Consider the following 14243-nt stretch of genomic DNA (forward strand, 5'->3'; position numbering starts at 1 on the left):
AAAACAAACCTAATGGAAGGAGGAATTGGCCAATTTTTACCGTTTATACTAATGTTTGTGGTGATCTATTTCTTTATGATCGCTCCGCAAATGAAACGTGCCAAAAAAGAAAAAAAGTTCAACGCAGAATTAAAACGCGGCGACAAAGTGGTTACCAAGAGTGGTATGCACGGTAAAGTAATTGAGCTAAATGATAATAGTTGTGTGATCGAAACCATGTCTGGAAAGATCAAATTCGAACGCTCATCTATTTCTATGGAAATGAGTCAGAAACTCAATGCTTTAAAAAAATAAGTTAAAGTAAACGAATAAAAAAAAGCTTCCCTAACGGAAGCTTTTTTTATGCTCTATTTTTTCAATTTATTGTTTTGCAGTTAATTCTGCGATCTTGCAAATAACTTCCGTAGCCTTGATCATGCTTTCGACAGGCACGTATTCATAACGCCCGTGGAAATTGTGCCCTCCTGCAAAAATATTGGGACAGGGTAGTCCCATATAGCTTAACTGCGAACCATCTGTGCCACCTCGAATAGCTTTGATATGGGGTTTAATGTGCAATTCTTTCATAGCTTTTTCTGCAATATCCACAATGTGCATAACAGGTTCAATTTTCTCCCGCATATTGTAATACTGATCTTTGATCTCTGTGAAAACCACGTCATGATCGTATCGGGAGTTAATGTCTTCAGTAAGATTCATCATAACTTCTTTTCGCGCTTCAAAGTGTTTGCGATCATGATCGCGAATAATATATTCAAGTTTCGTTTCGTCAACATCGCCTTTAATTTGAGTTAAATGAAAGAAACCTTGATAGCCCTCGGTATGTTCCGGAGTTTCCATCCGGGGTAATGAATTGATAAATTCCGTGGCGATATACATGGAATTGATCATCTTTCCTTTGGCATAACCCGGGTGAACGATCTTTCCTTTTATCGTGATCTCCACACCTGCTGCATTGAAGTTCTCATATTCCAGTTCACCAATCTGGCTACCATCCATAGTATAAGCCCAGTCGGCTGCGAATTTCTTCACATCGAATTTGTGGGCGCCACGACCTATTTCTTCATCGGGCGTAAATCCAACCCTAATTTTTCCGTGTTTAATTTCAGGATGCTGGATCAGGTATTCCATAGCCGTTACAATTTCACAAACCCCGGCTTTGTCATCTGCTCCCAGAAGGGTAGTACCATCAGTAGTTATTAAGGTCTGACCGGTATATTGTCTCAAATCTTCAAAATAATCAGGTGATAATACAATGTTTTCTTTTTTATTCAACAAAAGATCGCCACCTAAATAATTCTCATGAATTTGTGGTTTTACATCTTTACCGCTAAAATCAGGAGAGGTATCAAAATGCGAGATGAAACCAATCGTAGGAACCTCTTTATCCACATTACTTGGTAAGGTTGCCATGATATAAGCATTGTCATCAATACTCACATCTTCCATACCAATAGTCTCTAATTCCTTTGCTAGTTTTCGGGCTAAATCCCATTGTTTTTCAGTACTTGGCGTGGTTTCAGATTTAGGATCGGATTGGGTGTCAACGGTTACATAACTGATGAAGCGTTTTATAAGGTGATCTTTCGAAATCATAAGGTAGTTTTTAATAGCTTATTTTGCTCTAAAGTTACAACTATTGAGATTTTTTTCATTTGAATTGCTCAATTTTTTATTTCGAAGTACTTTTGCACAAATCAAACAGATGTACAAATCACTTCTTCGTCCAATATTCTTTTTATTCGACCCCGAAAAGATTCATCATTTCACTTTTTCCTTAATTAAATTTTTCTCGAAGATACCCGGATTTAAAGCTTCAATGCGCGCCATTTACGATGTTGAAGATAAACGTCTGGAGCGGAAATTGTTCGGACTTACCTTTAAAAATCCCGTAGGGCTCGCAGCCGGCTTCGATAAGAATGCTTTGTTATATAATGAATTGGCGTCGTTTGGATTTGGTTTTATTGAAATAGGCACAGTTACACCAAAAGCTCAGCAAGGGAATCCGAAAAAACGTTTATTCAGACTTAAGGATGATCAAGGTATCATCAACCGGATGGGTTTTAATAATGAAGGTGTTCAAGCGGCCATAGAACAACTCAAAAAAAATAAAGGAAATATTATTATTGGCGGTAACATTGGTAAAAATACTGAAACACCGCAAGAAGGGTATACAGATGATTATCTAACATGTTTTAATGCGCTACATCCTTTTGTGGATTATTTTGTACTTAATGTAAGCTGTCCGAATGTGAATAGTCACGCGAAATTAAATGACAAGGATTATTTGCAAGAACTCATTTCGGCCGTTCAAAAAGCCAATAAAAAGTTCGATAAACAAAAACCAATTCTACTCAAAATCGCACCAGATCTAAACGATGGTCAGTTAGATGAGATCGTCGATCTAGTAAAAACCACGAAACTGGATGGGGTTATTGCCAGCAATACTTCTGTATTTCGTGATGGACTTAAGGCTTCAAAAGAGCAGCTTGATGCGATCGGAAAAGGTGGTTTAAGTGGTCAGCCGATCAAAGCAAGAAGCACCCGTGTTATTAAATACCTTTCAGAAAAAAGTGGAAAAGCGTTCCCAATCATTGGTGTAGGAGGTATTCATTCTGCAGAAGATGCCCTTGAAAAACTTGAAGCAGGAGCCGATCTGGTTCAGATCTATACCGGATTCATTTATGAAGGTCCGAAACTTATTAAAGCAATCAATAAAGCTATTTTAAACAAAACCAATTAAGTAGCAAATCCTGAACCAAATTACAATTCACAGTTACGGCGCTTACAAAAATTAATAGTATTTTTAAGCACAAACGAAACGCATGTCAAACCCGGTAAAAATCATAGAATGTCCTCGTGATGCGATGCAGGGAATAAAAACCTTTATTCCTACCGCGAAAAAAGTGCAGTATATTCAGTCGCTGTTGCGGGTTGGTTTTGATACCATCGATTTCGGGAGTTTTGTATCGCCCAAAGCCATTCCGCAAATGGTGGATACTGCTGAGGTTTTGTCGCAACTTGATTTGAGCAAAACAAGTAGTAAACTATTAGCTATCATTGCTAATATCCGTGGTGCAGAAGATGCCGGTAAACATCCGGAAATCGACTACCTGGGGTATCCCTTTTCTATTTCTGAAAACTTTCAGATGCGTAATACACACAAAACCATTGCACAATCGGTAGAAACCCTTTCGGAAATCCTGAATATTGCCGACAAAGCCAATAAAGAAGTTGTCGTATATATTTCCATGGGCTTTGGAAACCCTTATGGCGATCCCTGGAATGTGGAGATCGTAGGGGAGTGGACCGAAAAACTAGCTAATATGGGCGTAAAGATCCTATCATTAAGTGATACTGTTGGGACTTCCAATCCGGAGAATATTACGTATTTGTTTTCAAATTTAATTCCGAAATACCCTGACGTTGAATTTGGAGCACATTTACACACCACACCGTCATCCTGGTTCGAAAAGATCGACGCGGCCTACAAAGCCGGTTGTAAACGATTCGATGGCGCCATTCAAGGTTTTGGAGGCTGTCCTATGGCCAAGGATGAATTGGTAGGGAATATGCCAACTGAAAAGTTATTATCTTACTTCACTACACAGAAAGCGAACGGCCTCAATGCCCTTAGTTTTGAAAGCGCTTACAATGAAGCCTCAAAAATTTTCTCCGTTTATCATTAAATTTTTTAGTCTGTAATCAGCTAAAAAACAAGACGTTAAAAACCTGTTAAAAAGTTTATTTAAATTTAATCTAAATAAACTTTGGACAAACAATTTTGTGTTTTATATTTGCCACCTCAAACAATTGTTTATTTATAATAAGTCTAAATAAAAATAGAAATCAACACTTAGTAATGAAAAAATTATCTTTAATCTTTGCTCTATTCATCGGTACTGTAGTCAGTGCACAAACTGTTCAAGACTCCATTACATTCGATCCGCAGAAACAATTAAACGCGGCACAACGTATCCTTTCCGGTAATTACGGAAAATCAGTTACCGTTGGAGCATATGGTGAGTTAACTTACAATCAGCCAGAGGCTTTAAATGGCCAATTGGATGTACACCGAATCGTTTTACTTTTTGGTTATAAATTCAATGATAAAACACAGTTTGTAACAGAGATCGAGTTCGAACACGTTGAAGAAGTATATGTAGAGCAGGCCTTTGTAAACTATAATGTGGCTCCTAATGTAAACCTTCGTGGTGGACTTATGTTAGTGCCATTCGGAATCATCAACGAGTTTCACGAACCAACAACCTTTAATGGTGTAGATCGTCCCGCTATGGATGGTGCTATCGTCCCAACAACCTGGCGTGAGCTTGGTTTCGGTGTAACAGGTCGTTTCAACAGCTTATCTTTAGGGTATCAGGCCTACGTTTTCAACGGATTTAAATCTACCGCTTTAGACGGTCAGGGTGGTATCGACGGTAATTTGGGCGGTGCTTCAGCATTACGGGGCGGACGTCAAAAAGGTATCGAGTCTACCGTAAGCAGTCCAAATCTATCTGTGAAGTTCGATTACTACGGTATTCCGGGTCTTCGTTTAGGTTTATCAGGTTATTTCGGCGATACCCAATCAGAAGATCAAATTGAAGATATTCCCGGAGCAACCGTTGGTGTTTCAATGTTCGCTTTGGATGCCCGTTACCTTTACCAGCGTTTCACAGCACGCGGACAATTTGTACGCGGAAATTTATCAGGTACCGATGCTTATAACGATTTAACCGGTCGCGATCTTGGAAGTGTTTTACAAGGGTACTACATCGAAGGTGCCTACAATTTATTACCTCAGGGTAATGCGCAACGTTTGTTCGCCTTCGCCCGCTACTCGCAATACGATACCCATGCAGAAACTGCCGGGAATTTAGCCGAGAACGACGCATACAATCGTACGGTACTTACCACAGGTTTAAGTTATCACATTGCACCTGGTGTTGTGGTTAAAGGCGATTACCAGTTCCGCGACAATGCACAATCGGGCGTTGATGTGCCAAACCAGTTAAACTTCGGTATCGGCGTTTGGTTCTAAAATAATTTGGGCGTTACCCTACGGGTCGGGCTTTCCGCGCTACACGGTAGCTTGCTCCAATCCCTGCCTGCCGGCAGGCAGGCCTAACGCACATCCCAATGGGCAGATGGCTTCCATAAAAGGTTGTTGTTTGCCCAATGGGTTTTAAAGTAGCACTTAATAAAAAAACCAATACTTTTGTAGTATGATTTTAAAACAACTTTACATTCTCACTTTAGCCGTCACATTCATGTTCAATGGCTTACCCAAATACATTCAAAAACGGGTGGATAAAGAAATTGAGAAAACCTTCGAAATTGAAAAATTTGATATGTCTGAGATTACCATTTCAGCGGAACTTCAAAAACAAGTCCCTTCAAAATTCAACAACGATAATCTTTTTAAAATTCAATCCGGAGAAAAGCTTATCTGCTATGCATATGTAGCGCAAGCACCCAGTAAAACAGCACAGTTCGATTATTTGGTGCTGTTAAATCCGGATCTAACGGTAGCGGGCTCTAAAGTGCTCATTTACCGCGAAGAATACGGTGGTGAAATTGGAAGTACCCGTTGGCTAAAACAATTTATTGGTAAAAAACCGGGCGACGATCTAAAATACGGGGATAATGTGTCAGCCATTTCCGGGGCAACCATTTCCGTTCGTTCCATGACCAACGCTATGGAAGATCTTCTGGAATCTGTAAAAATATTACACACCAATAACGTACTATAAATGCAAATCAACGGCCTGATACAAACCCTTCCAAAAGAACTTAAAATCCTTATCGGTGCTTTTGTTATTGTTTTAAGTGTTGGGTTCTACACAGGTTTGCTGTTTGTAGGAGAGACCTCTTCAGCAAAGCCCAGCGGTATTGAACAACAATATCTCGGCAATGAGGATGATGAAAATGCTGAGGTCATGCATTTCAAAAAAAGTGATCAGGAAATGCTCACCTTAGTTCATAACCATATCCTGTCTATGGCCCTAATTTTCTTTTTGGTTGGCGGTTTGGTTTCCATAACAAGACTGAATAAAAAACTGAAACGCTTTCTGATTTTTGAACCCTTTGTTTCGGTGATCACGACGTTCGGCGGACTCTATTTGTTGTGGACAGGCATCACCTGGATGACCTATATCGTAATGATCTCCGGTATGCTTATGACGCTTTCCTTTGTGGCTGCTACCTTTATTATTTTTGTTCAGCTCTTTCAAAAGCCAGGAAATTAAAAGTGAAATCCCGGCTTTTTTTCAAATTAAAATCGCCGCAACACCATAGTACGTAATTCCTAATTAAGTTGTATATTTGCACGCAATTATAATCGTAATTGCACTATGACTGCACATCAAAACAAAATTCTGGGAGAAGGGCTAACTTACGATGATGTCCTACTGGTACCAGCCTATTCAGAAGTACTACCCAGAGAAGTAAACATTCAAACAAAATTTACACGAAACATTACTATTAATGTGCCTATTATTTCGGCGGCTATGGATACCGTTACCGAAAGTAAAATGGCTATTGCTATGGCTCAGGAAGGTGGTATTGGCGTGCTTCACAAGAACATGACCATCGAAGAACAGGCCCTAAAAGTGAGGCGTGTAAAACGTGCGGAAAGTGGTATGATCATCGATCCGGTTACTCTTCCTCTAAACGCTACTGTTCTAGATGCCAAACAAAATATGGCAGAGCATAGTATTGGCGGCATTCCTATTGTGGATGACAAAGGTATTCTAAAAGGAATCGTAACGAATCGTGATTTGCGTTTTGAAAAACAAAATTCCAAACCGATTTCAGAGGTAATGACCAAAGATAATTTGGTAACGGCCGGTGTTGGAACATCGCTTCAGGATGCTGAAAAAATTCTTCAGCAGCACAAAATTGAGAAACTCCTCATTGTAGACGATAATTACAAACTTTCAGGTTTAATTACCTTTAGAGATATCACGAAGTTAAGTCAGAAACCTATTGCTAATAAAGACGAATATGGTCGTTTGCGTGTTGCAGCAGCTCTTGGTGTTACCGCTGATGCCGTGGAACGAGCAGAAGCCCTGGTAAATGCCGGTGTCGATGCCGTGGTTATCGATACAGCACACGGACATACACAAGGCGTAGTAAAAGTTTTAAAGGACGTTAAAGCAAAATTTCCGGATTTAGATGTTATCGTAGGTAATATTGCAACAGCCGAGGCCGCAAAATATTTAGTAAAAGCCGGTGCTGATGCCGTAAAAGTGGGTATTGGTCCCGGGTCTATTTGCACTACCCGTGTGATCGCCGGTGTTGGATTCCCGCAATTCTCTGCTGTATTAGAGGTTGCCGCTGCTATTAAAGGTTCAGGTGTTCCTGTGATTGCTGATGGTGGGATACGGTATACCGGAGATATTCCAAAAGCTATTGCAGCCGGAGCAGATTCAGTGATGCTGGGCTCACTTTTGGCAGGAACCAAAGAATCCCCGGGTGAAACCATTATTTACGAAGGACGTAAATTTAAAACCTACCGTGGCATGGGTTCCGTTGAAGCTATGAAACAGGGTAGTAAAGATCGCTATTTTCAAGATGTGGAAGACGACATTAAAAAACTGGTTCCTGAAGGTATCGTAGGTCGCGTTCCTTACAAAGGCGATTTATACGAAAGTATCCATCAGTTTATTGGTGGTCTTCGTGCCGGAATGGGGTATTGCGGAGCCAAAGACATCCAAAGTCTGAAGGAAAACGCGAAGTTTGTGAAAATAACATCCAGTGGTATTCATGAAAGTCACCCTCATGATGTAACGATCACGAAAGAGTCTCCGAACTATTCTCGATAATATTTTAACCCTTTATAAAGGTTTCTAAGAAAGCTTGAACGGTTTCAGATTTCCCAAGGGGTTCCATAAAACAAACATAAAGATTAGCACCCGCAGCCAGATAGGTTGCCGGGTGTTTTAGTTTTTTATATTTCCAGGCCGCAAGAAATAAGAGTAAAATGATGAATCCAACCCCGAGGTAGGTTGGAAAAATAATATCAATATTCGGCCATTCCGAGGCGTGCATACCAATATAGGTGTTTTGAACACCCCGTCCAACGGCTGGAAACATGATAATAAAAACCGTTGAAATAAGCCACCACGCGTGATTTTCCAATTCCTTTCGATGAATAATACTTTTAATCACCGCAAAACCAAAGGCTAACATCAAGGGTATCTCAATGGCGGCTACACCGTAGAAAAAGTAAGGTTGGAATGGACCGAAGCGCTCAACATTTTCCATGGCTAAATGAGCTGTGTTAAGATCGCGATACATCATACTCAAAGCGGTAAGGCAAACACCACCGGCCAAAAACATGCCTATAATACCATTGGTTCTGTGTTGTTCAAGTTTACCGTGGGTGGCTAAATAAGGTTGAATAATAAGGTATAAATACCAAACGGTTCCGGTCCAGTAATGCACGTGAACAGACCAGGCGTTATCAGTAAAATCTCCCCAATAGTCGCGGAATATACCCAGTTGCATGAACGCCATGGGGATAAACATCCACAGGTATAGGGTTTTGTATTTTTTCATTGGTTGGTGGTGTAAATCGCTCTAAACTAATGTTTTGTGAGAAATTTTCCAAATAATTGTAACCAATGAAAGGAAATTTGTTAATCCGTAAAAACGCCACGATGAGGTTTTAAAGCATCTCTCACAGAGATCATTTGATCTTCATTAACAACCAAAAAGGCTAAAACATGATGGTCATTTAGCGCTTCTACTCCTGTAGTAAGATCACCGAGTTTTTCCCGCAACATATAATCTTTGAGATGAATTTCGTGATGTTCGGCAATTTTTTGGGCATCCGGACCCCTAAAGTCCCAGATCAATTTTATTTTTCGCATATCATAGCCATTAAATCGATTGAAAGATACTGTAATTTTCATCTAATTTAAGGTAATATTGTATAAAATTAAACGTTTGTTAAACCAGCTTGCATTGTAGCTTTATATTAGTATTTTTGTCCAATTCCATAATTGATTTTTAATGAGTGTTAGGTTATTCTTTGTATTAATTTTTAGTGTTTTCTTTTTTAGTGCCACGGCGCAGGTTTCAAATGAAGCTATTCTTTTCACCATCGATTCCACACCCGTTAAGGCGTCAGAATTTATTAGATTGTACAATAAGAATTTGAATCTGGTTCAGGATGAATCGGAAAAAGAGGTCGAAAATTACCTGCAGCGATTTATCGATTATAAACTGAAACTTCAGGAAGCAAAAACAGAGGGTCTTGATAAAAAGACAAGTTATTTAAGGGAATTACGAACCTATACTGAACAATTAGCAAAAAATTACATCACGGATTCTAAAGTAACCGATGCTCTTGTGAAAGAAGCTTACGATCGGGTCTCTCAGGAAGTTAATGTGGATCATATTTTGGTCCGTCTCGCAGAAGACGCCAGTCCACAGGATACCTTGGCCGCTTACAATAAAATAATGGACATCCGTGACCGTACGCTCAAAGAAGGTTTTGATAAGGTACGCAAAGAAGTTCATAATGGAAAGACTATTTATGGTGAAGCCTTAGGATATTTTTCAGGCTTTAAAATGGTGTATCCTTTTGAAACGGTTGCCTATAATACGCCCGTGGGCAATATTTCTCAACCGTTCAGAACACAATTCGGTTACCATATTTTAAAGGTTCTGGATAAACGTCCGGCTCGTGGTAAAGTAACCGTGGCCCACATTATGCTGCTTACGAAAGATAACGATTCAGTTTCGGCTGTTCAGGAATTGAAGATCAATGATATCTATAAAAAACTTACAAATGGAGCGTCGTTTGATGCATTGGCCAAACAATATTCCGAAGATAAAAATACGGCTGCTAATGGCGGAAAGCTAGCAGAATTCACAAGCGGACAACTTAGCGTTCCTAAATTTGAAGATGCTGCCTTCGCACTTAAAAATCCGGGGGATATTTCCGAACCTGTAAAATCAAAATTCGGTTGGCATATTATTAAATTAATTCGAAAAGAGCCTGTAGAACCTTTTGAGAGTATGAAACCGGAACTCGTGGAAAAGATCAAACGTGATAGTCGTTCCAAGTTAATTGATGATGCCTTATACGCCAAACTTCGAAAGCAATACGATGTGGATAATAACCCTGTTGCCGTTCAATATTTTTCGAAATTGATAAAACCTTCAAACAGTAAAAAGGTTGTGTTGCCGGACAATTATATTAAGGTAAAACCCTTATTCACTCTGGGAGACAGAACCTATACCTACCGTGATTTTGGTATGTATTTGGAAACCTATGCTCTGATTCCGGAGAATACGCAAGATGCAACGCCTTTTATTCAGGAATTTTATGATAAATTTTTAAACACTAAATTAGTAGCTTATCATAAGTCAAATTTAGAACATATTAATCCGGAGTATGCTGCTATTCTGCAGGAGTACAGAGATGGATTATTATTATTCGATTTGATGGATAAAAAAATATGGAATCTATCAAGTTCTGATTCTACTGAAATGAAGGCTTATTATGAAAAGCATTTGGACAAGTACAGAACGCCTGAACAGATCGATGCCACAATGGCCCAATCTACAAACACAACGGTATTGAAAAAGGTGGTGCGATTATGGAAATCCGGGATGGATTTGGAACACGTGAAAGCCTTAACCAGTAACCCAAATACACCGGATGTTATATTTAAAACTGGTCTGTTCTCTAAAGATGATCCAATATTTCCCGAAAACTTAAAAATGAATCCAGGTATATCTAAGATATTTAAGAAAGACGAATCATTTTTTATTTTTAAAATAAATGAAGTAAAACCGGAGACTCAAAAGCCATTTGATGAAGTTCGAGGTTTAGTTCAAAGTGATTTTCAGGCAGTGAAAGAAAAGGAATGGTTAGAATCCCTCAAGAAAAAATATAAAGTATCTATTAATCAAGACGTTTTACAAGCGGTTAAAACACAATTACAATCACAATAAATGCGTAACAGTTCTATCATATTTGGATGCTTCATAATACTGCTGGCGCAATCTTGTCAGTTCTTCAAAAAAGATGTCGATAAGGTTCCTATTGCACGCGTTAACGACTCATATCTTTATGAAAGCGATATCAAAGAGCTCGTTTCAGATGCCAATTCTAAAGATGACAGTACCCTGCGTGTTCAAAATTTCATTACCAAATGGGCTACAAAGCAACTGCTTCTAGACGGAGCATTGCTCAATCTGGGTGAAGACAAGCAAGAAGAGTTCAACAAACTTGTGGATCAATATAAAACCGACCTATATACTAAGGCTTATCTTGAAGCTTTGGTAAAAAAGAATATTGATACTACGATAGCGCCTCAGGCCATGACCGATTATTACGAGAATAACAAGGAAGCCTTCAAACTTAATGAGCCATTGATAAAGTTTCGCTATGTTCATGTTGATGAAAAGATGAACAATTACAACGACATCGAGAAAATGTTCAAACGGTTTGATAACGAGGATAAAAAGACTCTGGATTCACTGTCAATTCAATTCAAATCATATTCTCTAAATGATTCCATTTGGATTAAGGTAAGTCAGGCTATTGAAAAAATTCCAGCGATCACGGCTGAAAATAAAGATCAACTGTTAAAAAAATCTAATTTTATACAACTCAAAGATTCATTAGGAGTATATTTGATGCAAATTAACGATGTTTTATTAAGGAACGATACTGCGCCGCTGGAATACGTGAAGCCTACCATCAGGCAAATCGTTATCAACAAACGAAAACTTGAATTGATAAAACAATTAGAAAAGGATATTACAAAGGATGCAATTAAAAACAAACAATTTGAAATTTATAACTAATCTTAAATATTTAACCTTCCTAGGTTTATTGCTGGTAAATGTACATTTAAGCGTTGCTCAGGAAATTATTGAAGATGAGCCAACGCCTTCTGATAGTACGGTAGTGGAGACCACTAAAATGAAGGATTCTACAGCTGCTTATCAAGCAAGAAAAGTGGATGGTGTGGCTGCTGTGGTTGGTGATTATATTGTACTTGATTCCGATGTTAATCGAGCGTTCCGTCAGTTAGAAGCTCAAGGTGTGAATACCAAAGAAATTACCCGTTGTCAGCTGTTTGGTAAATTGCTCGAAGATAAGCTGTATGCGCACCAGGCCGTTCAGGATAGTATTGTAGTCTCGGATGCGGAGATACGCAGTAAAGTGGATTATCAAATTGAGCAATTCTTGCAGCAAGTAGACGGTTCTATGGAGCGATTACTAAAGCTTTACGGAAAAGAAGACGAGAAGTCACTGCGTGATGAAATGTTTGAAATTAATAAAAGCAATGAACTTTCTGCGAAAGAGCAGGAAAATATTATTAAAGATCTAGAAATTACACCGGAAGAAGTTCGTATATTTTTTAATAAAATCCCGAAAGATCAGCGACCAACGTTTGGTACTGAACTGAAAGTTGCTCAAATTGTAGCCATTCCAAAGATTTCTGAGGAAGAAAAACAACGCGTCATTAATCGCTTGAAGGAATTTAAAGAAGATATTGTTGAAAATGGTGCCAGTTTCCGTTCTAAAGCAGTGTTGTATTCTGAAGACCCGGGTTCTGCAAGTCGTGGTGGACGTTATACCTTGAACAAAAAACAACCTCGAATGGCGAAAGAATTCCGTCAGGTGGCGTTTTCAATGCAGGAAGGAGAGGTCTCCGATCCATTTGAAACTGAATTTGGATACCATATTCTGAAGGTTGATAAAATTCGTGGTCAGGAATACGATGTGAGTCATATATTATTGATTCCAAAACCATCTCAAAAAGAGATCGATGAAGCCCGAGAACGTCTGGAAAAAATAAGAAAGCGTATTGTTGATGGCGATATTTCATTTGCTGACGCAGCGAGAGAGGCTAGTGACGAAAAAGAAACGCGCGCGGATGGCGGTCAGTTGATCAACCCGCAAACGCAGGATTACAATTTCGAACTAACCCGAATGGATACAGAGTTGTATACGCAAATTCAAAATTTGAAAGATGGTGAAGTTAGTCAGATCTTTACGGAGCAGGATCGTACCGGAAAACCAAAATTCAAAATTTTAATGGTTACCGGAAGAATTGATGAGCATAAAGCCGATTTTGCTCGGGATTATCTCAAGATTAAAGATCTGGCGCTCGAGGAAAAGAAATTGAAGACCATCGAGGAGTGGCAAAAGGAAAAAATTAATGATACTTACATAAAAATTAACGGTGATTATCGTAATTGCGAATTCTCAAGCAACTGGTTAAAAAAATAAGTATGTCGGACGTTGCAGCCATTAAACAACTGGTTAAACAATACCAGGATCTAAAAAATGAAATTGCGAAAGTAATTATTGGACAGGATGATGTTGTAAACCAGATCCTGATCTCAATTTTTTCCGGTGGACATTCCTTATTAATAGGTGTTCCCGGTTTGGCTAAAACGTTAATGGTGAATACGATCGCCCAGGCTTTAGGACTCGATTTTAAGCGTATTCAGTTTACACCCGACCTTATGCCCAGTGATATTTTGGGAAGTGAAGTTCTGGATGAAAATCGCCATTTTAAATTCATAAAAGGGCCCGTTTTCGCCAATATTATTTTGGCGGATGAGATCAACAGAACACCGCCAAAAACACAAGCTGCCTTGCTGGAGGCTATGCAGGAACGCGCTGTTACGGTTGCAGGACATCACTACAAATTAAATTTGCCTTATTTTGTGCTTGCCACTCAAAACCCCATTGAGCAGGAGGGAACGTATCCTTTGCCGGAAGCACAATTAGACCGATTCATGTTTGCTATAAATTTGGATTATCCTTCCTTTAAAGAAGAAGTTCAGGTTGTAAAAGCTACAACCAATGATGTGCAGGCAACCATCAATCCGCTGTTCACTGCACAACAGATCATCGATTTCCAACATCTTATCCGCCGTATTCCTGTACCTGATAATGTTGTAGAATACGCCGTTTCCATAGTTGGTAAAACCAGACCGGAAAGTGAAGCGGCTACAGATTTAGTAAAAACTTATGTGGATTGGGGTGCGGGACCAAGAGCGTCGCAAAACCTGATCTTAGCGGCTAAGACCTATGCGGCTACGCGAGGTAAATTTTCACCAGATATGGAAGATGTTCAGGCCGTTGCTCCAAGTATTTTACGTCACAGAATTATTAAAAACTACAAAGCTGAAGCTGAAGGTATTTCCGAAATTCAGATCATTCAAAGTTTATTTTAAAAGCCCAAACCCCCGGCTTTTTT

General features: G+C 39.2%; 14 protein-coding genes. 11 read left to right on the forward strand and 3 right to left on the reverse strand.

What is annotated here, in order from left to right; all coding sequences use genetic code 11:
• The first annotated feature begins 12 nt into the window (after positions 1–12).
• Entirely contained in the window at positions 13–294 is a 282-nt protein-coding gene (yajC, locus tag ABD682_RS10170; RefSeq protein ID WP_344741191.1) for a preprotein translocase subunit YajC, read from the forward strand.
• 66 nt (positions 295–360) lie between these two features.
• On the opposite strand, the gene pepT is transcribed toward yajC, so the two are convergent.
• Positions 361–1596: a peptidase T gene (pepT, locus tag ABD682_RS10175; RefSeq protein WP_344741192.1), complete on the reverse strand. Its 1236-nt coding sequence runs from the start codon at positions 1594–1596 to the stop codon at positions 361–363.
• A 109-nt stretch (positions 1597–1705) separates the two neighbouring features.
• Here pepT and ABD682_RS10180 point away from each other — a divergent pair, with 109 nt between their 5' ends.
• From ABD682_RS10180 to guaB, 6 genes are all read left to right on the forward strand, one after another.
• Positions 1706–2743 (forward strand): quinone-dependent dihydroorotate dehydrogenase, encoded by a 1038-nt coding sequence (locus tag ABD682_RS10180; protein ID WP_344741193.1) that lies wholly within the window; start codon positions 1706–1708, stop codon positions 2741–2743.
• Between the two features lie 82 nt (positions 2744–2825).
• Positions 2826–3689, forward strand: a complete 864-nt coding sequence (locus ABD682_RS10185) for a hydroxymethylglutaryl-CoA lyase (RefSeq protein WP_344741195.1) — start codon at positions 2826–2828, stop codon at positions 3687–3689.
• A 173-nt stretch (positions 3690–3862) separates the two neighbouring features.
• A complete protein-coding gene (locus tag ABD682_RS10190; protein WP_344741196.1) occupies positions 3863–5041 on the forward strand; it encodes a hypothetical protein in 1179 nt (392 codons plus the stop codon).
• Positions 5042–5225: 184 nt separating this feature from the next.
• A complete protein-coding gene (locus tag ABD682_RS10195; protein WP_344741197.1) occupies positions 5226–5753 on the forward strand; it encodes an FMN-binding protein in 528 nt (175 codons plus the stop codon).
• Positions 5754–6248 carry a hypothetical protein gene (locus ABD682_RS10200; protein ID WP_344741198.1) on the forward strand — a complete coding sequence of 165 codons (495 nt, stop codon included), beginning with the start codon at positions 5754–5756 and terminating at the stop codon, positions 6246–6248.
• A gap of 105 nt (positions 6249–6353) precedes the next feature.
• Positions 6354–7826, forward strand: a complete 1473-nt coding sequence (gene guaB, locus ABD682_RS10205) for an IMP dehydrogenase (protein ID WP_344741199.1) — start codon at positions 6354–6356, stop codon at positions 7824–7826.
• 4 nt (positions 7827–7830) lie between these two features.
• Here guaB and ABD682_RS10210 read toward each other — a convergent pair whose 3' ends face one another.
• Both ABD682_RS10210 and ABD682_RS10215 read right to left on the reverse strand, forming a co-directional pair.
• Positions 7831–8562, reverse strand: coding sequence for a hypothetical protein (locus ABD682_RS10210; RefSeq protein WP_344741200.1), 732 nt, complete (start codon positions 8560–8562; stop codon positions 7831–7833).
• 80 nt (positions 8563–8642) lie between these two features.
• Complete coding sequence (locus tag ABD682_RS10215) at positions 8643–8918, reverse strand: hypothetical protein (RefSeq protein WP_344741201.1); 276 nt, start codon at positions 8916–8918, stop codon at positions 8643–8645.
• A gap of 100 nt (positions 8919–9018) precedes the next feature.
• Between ABD682_RS10215 and ABD682_RS10220 the strand changes: the two genes are divergently transcribed.
• Genes ABD682_RS10220 through ABD682_RS10235 form a run of 4 tightly spaced genes read left to right on the forward strand, consistent with a single transcriptional unit; the run spans position 9019 to position 14220 of the window.
• The gene (locus ABD682_RS10220; RefSeq protein WP_344741202.1) at positions 9019–10971 is read left to right on the forward strand and encodes a peptidylprolyl isomerase; all 1953 of its coding nucleotides are present in this window, start codon (positions 9019–9021) and stop codon (positions 10969–10971) included.
• Positions 10972–11829, forward strand: a complete 858-nt coding sequence (locus ABD682_RS10225) for a peptidyl-prolyl cis-trans isomerase (RefSeq protein WP_344741204.1) — start codon at positions 10972–10974, stop codon at positions 11827–11829.
• Positions 11792–13264 carry a peptidylprolyl isomerase gene (locus ABD682_RS10230; protein WP_395360702.1) on the forward strand — a complete coding sequence of 491 codons (1473 nt, stop codon included), beginning with the start codon at positions 11792–11794 and terminating at the stop codon, positions 13262–13264. Before ABD682_RS10225 ends, ABD682_RS10230 begins: the two co-directional genes overlap by 38 nt.
• A gap of 2 nt (positions 13265–13266) precedes the next feature.
• The gene (locus tag ABD682_RS10235) at positions 13267–14220 is read left to right on the forward strand and encodes an AAA family ATPase (protein ID WP_344741206.1); all 954 of its coding nucleotides are present in this window, start codon (positions 13267–13269) and stop codon (positions 14218–14220) included.
• Positions 14221–14243 lie beyond the last annotated feature (23 nt).

The sequence above is a fragment of the Gaetbulibacter aestuarii genome (assembly GCF_039537665.1).
Classification (GTDB): domain Bacteria; phylum Bacteroidota; class Bacteroidia; order Flavobacteriales; family Flavobacteriaceae; genus Gaetbulibacter_A; species Gaetbulibacter_A aestuarii.